Origin of the sequence: Sphingobium sp., assembly GCF_035511395.1 — a bacterium.
Taxonomy (GTDB): Bacteria; Pseudomonadota; Alphaproteobacteria; order Sphingomonadales; family Sphingomonadaceae; genus Sphingobium.
Genome location: NZ_DATKFP010000030.1, coordinates 1 through 10,197, shown reverse-complemented (window position 1 = coordinate 10,197; position 10,197 = coordinate 1). Strand labels below are relative to the sequence as shown.

Below are 10,197 nucleotides of genomic sequence, written 5' to 3'. Positions count from 1 at the left end.
GCATCGTGCGCAACGGCAATGACGCGCCGACACCCGTGACCGTGCTTGGGCGAGAGGAGCTCAATCGCAATGCCCAGGCCAATGTCGCCGATGCGCTCAACCAGCTTCCGCAATTTGCAGGCAGCACGACCACGCGAGCGGGCACCAATCTCGTCAGCCGTGGCACGATCGGCGCGAACTTCCTGAACCTGCGCTATTTTGGTTCGACCCGCACGCTTGTCCTGCTCGACGGCCGCCGCGTGGTCCCCGCGAATGTGAACGGCAGCGTCGATGTCAATGTGCTGCCGAGCGCGCTGATCTCGCGTGTGGATGTCGTGACCGGCGGCGCCTCCGCAGCCTATGGCTCCGACGCGGTCACGGGCGTCGTGAACTTCATTCTCGACACGAAGTTCACCGGGCTGAAGGGCGAGATTCAGGGTGGCGTGACCCAACGGGGCGACGACGAACAGTGGAAGGTCGAACTCACCGGGGGAACGCCGTTCGCCGATGGTCGGGGCCATATCCTGGCGAGCGCCTCCTATTCCGACCAGTCCGGCATCGCCCGCGCCAATTCCCGTCGATGGTACAATCAATATTCGCTGGTAAACAACCCCGCCTATGTCGCGGGGAATGGCGAACCACAGCAGATCGCGGCGGCGAACGTCAATTTCGCCAATGCCGCGCCGGGCGGGCTTATCATCAATGGCCCGGCGGCAGGCACGACATTTGGGTCCGACGGCACGCCGCGTCCCTTCCAATACGGCACCGTCGCGCTTGGCCGCGGCTATATGATCGGTGGGGAGTCCACCAATACCGGGGGTTTTACCGTACCGCTGGATACGCCGCTGAAGATGGCCAACCTGTTCGCGCGCGCCAGTTACGAAATATCGGACGATATCGAGCTGTTCGGCGAGTTCACGCACGGCTATGCCAAGGCCGAGCAATTGTCCGTGACCGCCTTCCGGCTCGGCAACCTCACCATGAGCGCGGACAATGCCTTCCTTCCCGCCAGCGTCCGATCGGTGCTGAGCGCCGGCGGCGCGCGCACCTTCGGCTTTGGAACGACCAATACCGACCTGGGGCAGATCGAGGTCCTGAACAGTCGAAAGCTCTGGCGCTACATGGCCGGGGCCAAGGGCGATCTGGGCGATGGCTGGAAGTGGGACGCTTATTATCAGTTCGGCAAGACGGAATCGATCAACCGGCTCGACAATCTTCTGATCACCGCCAATTACGCCAAGGCGATCGATGCCCGCCGCGTGAACGGTGCTATCCTATGCGCCGTCAACGCCGATGCCAGCACCGCCAATGACGACCCGTCCTGCGTGCCCTACAATATCTTCGGGTCGAACGTAGGGACGGCCGCCGGCCGGGATTATATATCGGGCACCGCCTATCTGCGCAGCCTCATCAAGCAGCAGGTGGCCGCCGCCACGATCACGGGCGAGCCGTTCGACCTTTGGGCAGGCCCCGTTTCCATCGCGACCGGCCTTGAATATCGCAAGGAGTCGGTGACGGGTGAAGCCGACGCGATTTCCCTTGCCGGGGGCTTCTTCGCAGGCAATTTCCGCCCGACATTCGGCAGCTACGACGTGACCGAGGGCTTCCTGGAAGTCGCCGCGCCGCTCCTGCGCGATTCGCCGCTCGGCAGGTCGCTGGAATTGAGCGGAGCCGTTCGTCGCACCCATTATTCGGTCAGCGGCAACGTCACGACCTGGAAAGCCGGCCTCACCTATCAGCCCGTGCCCGATCTGGTGCTGCGGCTTACCCGCTCGCGCGATATTCGCGCGCCTAATCTCAACGACCTCTTCCTGGGTGGGCGCACCGGCTCCAACCAGTCGGTCCGCGATCCGCAATTCGGCAATGCGACCACCACCGGCGTCACTTTCCTGACGGTCGGCAACACGAACCTGACGCCCGAAATCGCAGACACGCTCGTTCTGGGCGCGGTCTATCGCCCCAGCTTCGCACCGGGCTTCAGCATCTCCGCCGACTATTACGACATCAGCATCACCGACACCATCTCGACGATCAGCGGCCAGGACATCGTCGATCGATGCTTTGCCGGCAATCAGGCGCTCTGTCCGCTCATCACCCGCGATCCGGCGACGAACATGATCAGCCAGATACAGACCAGCGGCGTCAATCTGGCCAAGGAAGCCGGTCGCGGACTGGATGTCGAGATCAGCTACCGCAAGGATCTGGCGGACATTTCCTCCGGGCTCGACGGTATCCTGTCGGCGCGCGTGATCGGTGGCTTCGTCTTCTCCCATTATACGGACGACGGCGTCACGCGGGACACGCAACTTGGCGATTACAAGGCGAGCAACGGGCTGCCCATCGGACTGGCCAAGCGCAGGGTCGTCGTCAATCTTGGTTATGAAAAGTCAGGGTTCGAAGCGAATGTGACTGCCCGCAACATCTCGTCGGGCAAATATGACCCCGATTTTTCCGCCGTCGATATCGATGACAACCATATCAGCGGCGTGACCTATTTCGATCTGGGCCTAAGCTACAAGTTCGATCTGGGCGCAAAGCGCATGCAGGTCTATCTGAAGATCGACAATGCGCTCGACAAGGACCCGGTGCCGGTCCCAGCCGGCGGCAGCCAGCCCTTCGTGTTGCTCGGTACCAATCCGGCGCTGTTCGATACGCTGGGCCGGACTTTCCGTGCCGGCCTGCGATTTACCTTGTGACGATCGTTTGACGGCAGCCCCCAACGGATGGGGACTGCCGTCAAACTATGATCTAGTCGCCGATCTTTTTGAGGTTCTGGCCGAAATGCCGTCCCTTGTCGGCATAGCCGTCCGCTGACGCGCGCAATCCCGCTATCTGGTCTTCCGACAGGGTCCGGACGGCCTTGGCGGGCACACCGACGATCAGGCTGCCGGGCGGGAAGCTCTTGCCCTCGGTCACGAGCGCGCCCGCGCCGACCAGGCTGTTCTCGCCGATCACCGCGCCGTTCAGGACGGTCGCGCCCATTCCGATCAGCACATTGTCGCCGATGGTGCAGCCGTGCAGGATGGCGTGATGACCCACGGTCACACCCTGCCCTATGGTCAGCGGCGCGCCGGGATCGGAATGCAGCATCGCGCCTTCCTGCACATTGGTGCGCGCGCCTAGGACGATCGGGGTGTTGTCGGCGCGGACGACCGCGCCGAACCATATGCTCACATCGTCCCCCAATCGCGCGTCGCCGATCACGTCCGCCGAGGGGGCGACCCACGCTCCGCGCCCGCAGGCCGGAGCTTTGCCATCGATCTCATAGAGGGGCATCAGGCGAACGCCTCTGCCTTGCGGCGTGCGCGATAGCTGTGCAGCAGCGGCTCGGTATAGCCGTTGGGCTGCGCCGCTCCGTCGAACACCAGCGCCCGTGCGGCCTGATAGGACAGGCTGCGATCTTCGTGGCCGCTCATCGGCGCATAAAGCGGGTCGCCCGCATTCTGCGCGTCGACCTTCGCCGCCATGCGGCGCAAGGCGGCGTCCACCTCCTGCGCCGAACAGACGCCGTGCAGCAGCCAGTTCGCCATGTGCTGGGACGAGATGCGCAGCGTCGCGCGATCCTCCATCAGGCCGACATCGTGAATGTCGGGCACCTTGGAGCAGCCCACGCCCTGGTCGATCCAGCGCACGACATAGCCAAGGATGCCCTGCGCATTATTGTCCAGTTCGTCCCGGATGTCCTGCTCCGACCAATTGCGTCCGTCGGCAAGCGGAATGGTGAGCAGCGCGTCGAGCGGCGCTATGGCCTCGGCGCGGCGCTCCGCCTGCCGGGCGAAGACGTCAACCTGGTGATAGTGGGTCGCGTGGAGCGTCGCGGCCGTCGGCGAGGGCACCCAGGCGGTGTTCGCGCCGGTCCTGGGATGGCCGATCTTCTGGTCCAGCATGTCGCCCATCTTGTCCGGCGCGGCCCACATGCCCTTGCCGATCTGCGCCCTGCCCGACAGGCCGCAGGCAAGGCCGATCTGCACGTTGCGGTTTTCATAGGCGGCGATCCAGGCCGACGTCTTCATGTCGCCCTTGCGCAGCATCGGCCCGGCCAGCATCGAGGTGTGTATCTCGTCGCCCGTGCGATCCAGGAAGCCGGTGTTGATGAAGACGATCCGGTCCTTCACCGCATGAATGCACGCGGCGAGATTGGCGGAGGTGCGCCGCTCCTCGTCCATCACCCCGACCTTGAGCTGGTGGCGGTCGAGCCCCAGCAAATTCTCGATCGCGTCGAACAGATCGTTGGTGAAGGCGACTTCGTCCGGCCCGTGCATCTTGGGCTTGACGATATAGATGCTGCCCGCACGGCTGTTCACGAACGGACCCGCGCGCTTGAGGTCATGCAGCGCGATCAGGCTGGTGACGATGCCGTCGAGAATACCCTCGGGCGCTTGCCATCCGTCCGCCAGCAGGACCGCAGGCGTCGTCATCAGATGGCCGACATTGCGCACGAACAGCAGGCTGCGGCCCGGCAGGGTGAAGGTCGATCCGTCGGCGGCGACATAGGCCCGGTCCGGGTTCAGACGGCGGGTCATCATCTTGCCCCCCTTCTCGAACGTGTCGCTAAGATCGCCCTTCATCAGGCCCAGCCAGTTGGCATAGGCCGCGACCTTGTCCGCCGCGTCGATAGCCGCGATCGAATCCTCCAGGTCGCAGATGGTCGACAGCGCCGATTCTAGGAGGATGTCGGCCAGATGCGCCGGGTCGCTCTTGCCGATCGGGTGGGCCGCGTCGATCACCAGTTCGATATGCAGGCCATGGTGGCGCAGCAGGATATTGTCGCCGGCGTGGCCCACCAGTTGCGCGGGGTCGGCAAGATCGGGGATTCCGCCCTGCCAGTCCGCCCAGCTGCCGCTCGCCAGCGGCGTCGCGCTATCCAGGAAGGCCTTGGCCCAGGCGATGACCTGCGCGCCGCGATCGGCATCATAGCCCCTGGTCGCGGCCGCGCCGGGAATGGCGTCGGTCCCGTAGAGCGCGTCGTACAGGCTGCCCCAGCGCGCATTGGCCGCGTTCAGCAGAAAACGGGCGTTGAGGATCGGCACGACCAGTTGCGGCCCCGCCAGCAGGGCCAGTTCATCGTCCACATTCCGGGAGGTGATGACGAAGGGCGCGGGTTCCGGGACCAGATAGCCGATATCCGTCAGGAAGCTCTTATACGCGGTCATGTCGAGCGGCTGGCCGGCCTGTTTCCTGTGCCAGGCGTCGATCTTCGCCTGCATGGCGTCGCGCGTGTCGAGCAGCGCCGCGTTGCGGGGCGCGAACCGCGCGAACAACTCGCTAAAGCCGCGCCAGAAGGCGTCCGGATCCAGCCCGGTGCCGGGCAAGGCGCGCTGCTCGATGAAATCGGCGAGTTCGGCGGCGATGCGAACGCCGCCCTTTTCGATCATGTCCGTCATCATGCTCATCCCTGTGCAGCAAGCCCGGCGGCGGCGATGCCGGCCAGCGAGGCGATTTCGTCATTGTCGCTCGTATCCCCGGTCACTCCCACCGCACCCAGCGGCTCGCCCGCTTCATCGACCACGATCACGCCCCCCGCCGCGGGTATCACGGGATGGGGGGCGGAAGCGGCCATGGCCCCTACGAACCATGGCCGCTCAACCGCCATGTCGCCAACCTTGCGCGAAGACACGCCAAGCGCAAGCGCGCCTGCCGCCTTGCCCTGAGCAATTTGAAGCCGCCCGAAGGATGCGCCGTCCTGGCGCTGGAATGCGATCAGATGGCCACCGGCGTCCAGCACCGCCACGCTCAGCGGCTTGAGCGCGAGTTCGGCGCCCTTCGCGAAAGCGGCGGCGATGATGCTGTTCGCCTGGCCCAGCGAAATTCGGTTCATGAAATCTTTCCTTCCTGAAGATGAGAGAGGGCGGCGGGGGCCGGGCCTCCGGTCGCCCAGTCCAGCAGTTCGACGGTATGGACGACGGGTATCGCCGAGCGCTGCCCGATCTGCATGGCGCAGCCGATATTGCCGGTGGCGATGACGTCTGCGGACAGGGCGCCAAGGGCGGCGGCCTTGCGGTCGCCCAACTGGCCGGCGATGCCGGGCTGGAGGATGTTGTAGGTGCCCGCCGAACCGCAGCACAGATGCGCGTCGGCTGGCAACCGCACGGTGTAGCCAGCCGCGCTCAGCAGCCTCTTGGGCGCTTCAGTGACCTTCTGGCCATGCTGCAGCGAGCAGGCCGGATGGTAGGCGACCGTCATGCCCCGCTCCCTGGCCACCGGCATCTCGATCCCGTCGAGAAATTCCGAAATATCCTTCGCCAGCGCGGATACTCTGGCGGCCTTGTCGGCATAGGCAGGGTCCGTGCGCAGCAGGAACCCATAATCCTTGATGGTCGTGCCGCACCCCGATGTGGTGACGATGATCGCGTCCAGTCCGCCCTCCGCCAGCATCCGCGTCCAAGCGTCGACATTGCGACGGGCGCAGGCGCGCGCCTCTTCCTCACGGCCCATATGATGCACCAGTGCGCCGCAGCAGCCCTCACCGGGTGCGAAAAAGACGTCATAGCCCGCGCGATTTATCAGGCGGATGGCTGCGGCGCGAAATTCCGGCCGCAGGACCGGTTCGGCGCATCCCGCCATCAACGCGACCCGGCCCTTGGCCCCCGCCACCGGCGCATCGACAGCAGGGGTCGCCCGGGGCACGACAGGCGGCGCCATGTCGAGCATGGCGCGCAGCGGCGCGAACGCCTGACCCGTGGGGACGACGCCACGCAACGCCCGTGCAAGCCGGGCAAGACGCAGCGCCAGGCGAAACCGCCCGGGATAAGGCAACAGCCGCGCGAGCAGTTCGCGGAACAGACGCTCATGCCAGGGGCGGGTGTAGCGTTCGGCGATATAGGCCCGGGCATGGTCGACCAGATGCATGTAATTGACCCCGGAGGGGCAGGTCGTCATGCAGGATAGGCAGGACAGGCAGCGGTCGATATGCTTCACGACCTCTGGGGTCGGATCGCGGTCGTTCTCCAGCATCTCCTTCATCAAGTAGATGCGACCGCGCGGGCTGTCGAGTTCGTCGCCCAGCAGCACATAGGTCGGGCAGGTCGCGGTGCAGAAGCCGCAATGCACGCATTTGCGAATCACCGCTTCGGACGAAGCCAGCGCAGGATCGACAAGACGGTCCGGTGCGAAACGGGTCTGCATGTCAGAAGCGTCCTGTTTCAAAGAGGGAAAGCGGGTCGAAGGCGCGCCGCACCCTGTCTTCCAGCGCCGCCACGCCCGGTTCGGCCGGTTGGAACGCCGGAACGGCGCTACGCATGGTCGCGGGCGCACGCACCAGCATGGCGTGACCGCCAGCCAGCCGCGCCGTGTCCCGAATGACGGCCGCATCGCCATCCAGGGCGAGCCACAACAGCCCGCCCGCCCAGTCGGCAAGCCACTCTTCGTCAAGCGGGCGCAGCGCGTCCAGGACCGGCGCAAGTCCTTTCGGCGAGGTATTGATCCGCCACAGCGGCCGCTCCGCAGGCAATGTCGCCAGGGTGCGGACGGATTCCCAGGCCGCGTCGGCCTCCGCCTCGGACAGTGCGTCCAGCGGGGCATGATCGGAGAAAAGCGCGCGCAGCATCGCAGCGCGGGCGACGACGGACGGGCCAAAGCCTTCCAGCCGCAGGATCGTCAAGGACCGACCTCGCCGCGGCAGATGCGCGATCGCGGCGACTTCGGCCTGCGAGCCGAGCGCCGCGGCCATGAAGCGGCTCAGCCGTTCGTCCGCCAAACTCTCTATCCCGAGCGTAAGCGTGACTTCGGGCTTCGGCAGAACCTTGAGCGTGATCTCGCTCAGGGCGAACAGGCGGCCCCAACTGTTGGCCGCCAGCTTGGGCATATCATAGCCTGTCACATTCTTGACGACCTTCGCGCCCGCGACGAACGCTTCGCCCCGCCCTGAAACGGCGCGCAGGCCAAGGATATGATCGCGCGCGCCGCCCGCCGAAAGCCGACGCGATCCCGACACCCCCGCAGCCACTACACCGCCGATCGTTGCCCTCCCTTTCTTCCCGCCGAACAAAGGGCCATGGTCGAACGGCTCGAAGGCCAGCATCTGACGCTCGGCCTGCACCAGCGCCTCGACGTCGGCAAGAGGCGTACCAGGACGGACGGTAAGCACCAGTTCCGCCGGATCATAATCGACCACGCCCGAAAGGCCGCCCATCGACAGGACAGTGGCCTGCGCCGGCGCGCCAATGCCCACCTTGCTGCCGCCGCCCTCGATCGAAAGCTTACGCCCGTCGGCGGCCGCGTCGGCCACGACGGCGATCAGTTCGGCTTCGTTGCCGGGCTGGAACATCGGCCGCTCCATCAGAAACGCGGCAAGTCCGGATGCGCGACCTGCCCCCGGTGAACATGCATGCGTCCCAGTTCCGCGCAACGGTGCAGTTGCGGAAACACCTTGCCGGGATTGAGCAGTTGCCGGGGGTCGAAGGCGCATTTCAGGCGTTGCTGGTGACGCAGATCCGTATCCGAGAACATCTCCGGCATGAGGTCGCGCTTTTCGACGCCGACCCCATGCTCGCCGGTCAGCACGCCGCCCACTTCGACACAGAGGCGCAGGATGTCGTTGCCGAACGATTCCGCCTTCTCCAGCTCGCCGGGCACGTTGGCGTCGTACAGGATCAGCGGGTGAAGATTGCCGTCGCCCGCGTGAAAGACGTTGGCGACGCTGAGGCCATAATGGGCGGACAGGGCCTCCATGCGTTGCAGGACGTCCGCCAGGCGGCGGCGCGGGATAGTGCCATCCATGCAATAATAATCGGGGGCAAGACGTCCGACCGCAGGGAAGGCCGCCTTGCGCCCGGCCCAGAAGGCGTTGCGTTCAGCCTCGTCGCGCGACGCCCGCACGGACACCGCGCCGTTCGCCTTCGCGATGGCCTCGACAGCGTCGATCAGATGGTCGCATTCTGCAGCCGGGCCGTCCAGTTCGACGATCAGCAAAGCCTCGACATCGAGCGGATAGCCGACCCCGACGAACGCCTCTGCCGCCCTGACGGCCAGACGGTCCATCATTTCCATGCCTGCGGGAATGATGCCGGCGGCGATCGTGTCCGCAACGCACCTGCCCGCATCCTCCACGCTGGGAAAGCCGATCAGCAGCGCGCGGGCCGTCTGCGGTTTGGGCAGGATGCGAACCGTGACTTCCGTCACCACGCCCAACAAGCCTTCGGATCCCACGATGACGCCCAGCAAGTCCAGCCCCGCAGGATCGAGATGGCGACCGCCGATGCGCAGCACCTCCCCGTCCATCATGACGATCTCCACCGCCATGACATTGTTGGTGGTCAAACCATATTTGAGGCAGTGCACCCCGCCGGAATTTTCCGCGACATTCCCGCCGATCGAACAGGCGATCTGGCTGGACGGATCGGGGGCGTAGTAGAAGCCGCGGTCCTGCACGGCCTGGGTTATGGCGAGGTTGGTGACGCCGGGCTGGACGACGACCAGCCGGTCCGCATAGTCGATGTCGAGGATGCGCTTGAACTTGCCGAGGCCCAGTAGCACGGCGTCGGCCAATGGCAACGCACCGCCCGAAAGCGACGTGCCTGCCCCGCGCGGAACGACCTTGACCCCCCGCGCATGACACCAAGCCAGGATGCGGGAAACCTGATCCGTAGTTTCGGGCAGAACCACGATCATCGGCGGCTGTCGATAGGCGGTCAGACCGTCGGTCTCGTAGGGCCGCAACCCGTCGAGATCGGTGATGACCCCCTCCCCCGGTACGATAGCGCGAAGCGCCTCTGCGATCTCCGCCCGCCGGGCAATCACCGCCTCATCGGGCTTGGGCATTTTCAAGAGCGACATGCCTTCCTCTCCTCCAGCATCAACTGCCGCCGCCGCTCTATAGCTCTCTTCGCGGTCGTGCTGTAGAGGGCAAAAAGTTGATTGAGTATTTCATCTGGAGAACAAATCTTGGATCCGGACTATATTCTCTTCGTCAAGGTGGCGGAACTGGGAAGCCTGTCGGCGGCCGGGCGCGCGCTCGCCATTTCTCCGGCAATGATGTCCAAACGGATCGCCCGCCTGGAGGCGCGGCTGGGCATTCGACTGCTGCGCCGCACGACCCGCAAACTGGCGCTAACGGATACGGGCGGGCGGCTATATGGCGACATCGCCGCCATCCTGGCCGCGATACAGGAAGCCGAAGACCGGGCGACGGCGCGGGCAACGTGATTTCTGGCTTCTCCACCCGCAACATTTGGCTGACCACCACCGGCACCACCACCGTCCAGGGCAACTACATCGGCA

Annotated in this window: 8 protein-coding genes; 2 read left to right on the top strand and 6 right to left on the bottom strand. The window is 65.3% G+C overall.

What is annotated here, in order from left to right:
• A partial coding sequence (locus VMR39_RS01510) for a TonB-dependent receptor domain-containing protein (protein WP_325413656.1) occupies positions 1 to 2,675 on the top strand: 2,675 nt, incomplete at its 5' end.
• A gap of 52 nt (positions 2,676 to 2,727) precedes the next feature.
• Here the strand turns inward: VMR39_RS01510 and VMR39_RS01505 are convergent.
• The 6 genes from VMR39_RS01505 to VMR39_RS01480 are packed head-to-tail and all read right to left on the bottom strand — an operon-like array spanning position 2,728 to position 9,753.
• Positions 2,728 to 3,255, bottom strand: a complete 528-nt coding sequence (locus VMR39_RS01505) for a gamma carbonic anhydrase family protein (protein WP_325413654.1) — start codon at positions 3,253 to 3,255, stop codon at positions 2,728 to 2,730.
• The gene (locus VMR39_RS01500; protein WP_325413652.1) at positions 3,255 to 5,363 is read right to left on the bottom strand and encodes a malate synthase G; all 2,109 of its coding nucleotides are present in this window, start codon (positions 5,361 to 5,363) and stop codon (positions 3,255 to 3,257) included. The genes VMR39_RS01505 and VMR39_RS01500 overlap by 1 nt, the downstream gene beginning before the upstream one ends.
• Positions 5,364 to 5,368: 5 nt before the next feature.
• Positions 5,369 to 5,797 (bottom strand): GlcG/HbpS family heme-binding protein, encoded by a 429-nt coding sequence (locus VMR39_RS01495; protein ID WP_325413650.1) that lies wholly within the window; start codon positions 5,795 to 5,797, stop codon positions 5,369 to 5,371.
• The gene (gene glcF / locus VMR39_RS01490) at positions 5,794 to 7,104 is read right to left on the bottom strand and encodes a glycolate oxidase subunit GlcF (RefSeq protein ID WP_325413648.1); all 1,311 of its coding nucleotides are present in this window, start codon (positions 7,102 to 7,104) and stop codon (positions 5,794 to 5,796) included. The genes VMR39_RS01495 and glcF overlap by 4 nt, the downstream gene beginning before the upstream one ends.
• Position 7,105: 1 nt before the next feature.
• Positions 7,106 to 8,245 (bottom strand): FAD-binding protein, encoded by a 1,140-nt coding sequence (locus tag VMR39_RS01485; protein WP_325413645.1) that lies wholly within the window; start codon positions 8,243 to 8,245, stop codon positions 7,106 to 7,108.
• Positions 8,246 to 8,256: 11 nt separating this feature from the next.
• Positions 8,257 to 9,753: an FAD-linked oxidase C-terminal domain-containing protein gene (locus tag VMR39_RS01480; protein WP_325413643.1), complete on the bottom strand. Its 1,497-nt coding sequence runs from the start codon at positions 9,751 to 9,753 to the stop codon at positions 8,257 to 8,259.
• Positions 9,754 to 9,861: 108 nt separating this feature from the next.
• Here VMR39_RS01480 and VMR39_RS01475 point away from each other — a divergent pair, with 108 nt between their 5' ends.
• Positions 9,862 to 10,122 carry a LysR family transcriptional regulator gene (locus VMR39_RS01475; protein WP_325413642.1) on the top strand — a complete coding sequence of 87 codons (261 nt, stop codon included), beginning with the start codon at positions 9,862 to 9,864 and terminating at the stop codon, positions 10,120 to 10,122.
• The last annotated feature ends 75 nt before the right edge of the window (positions 10,123 to 10,197 follow it).

What these genes read in the sequence shown, in the direction of transcription:
- VMR39_RS01505 (WP_325413654.1), bottom strand. Translation starts at nt 3,255, where the DNA reads ATGCCCCTCTATGAGATCGATGGCAAAGCTCCGGCCTGCGGGCGCGGA.
- VMR39_RS01500 (WP_325413652.1), bottom strand. Translation starts at nt 5,363, where the DNA reads ATGACGGACATGATCGAAAAGGGCGGCGTTCGCATCGCCGCCGAACTC.
- VMR39_RS01495 (WP_325413650.1), bottom strand. Translation starts at nt 5,797, where the DNA reads ATGAACCGAATTTCGCTGGGCCAGGCGAACAGCATCATCGCCGCCGCT.
- glcF (WP_325413648.1), bottom strand. Translation starts at nt 7,104, where the DNA reads ATGCAGACCCGTTTCGCACCGGACCGTCTTGTCGATCCTGCGCTGGCT.
- VMR39_RS01485 (WP_325413645.1), bottom strand. Translation starts at nt 8,245, where the DNA reads ATGTTCCAGCCCGGCAACGAAGCCGAACTGATCGCCGTCGTGGCCGAC.
- VMR39_RS01480 (WP_325413643.1), bottom strand. Translation starts at nt 9,753, where the DNA reads ATGTCGCTCTTGAAAATGCCCAAGCCCGATGAGGCGGTGATTGCCCGG.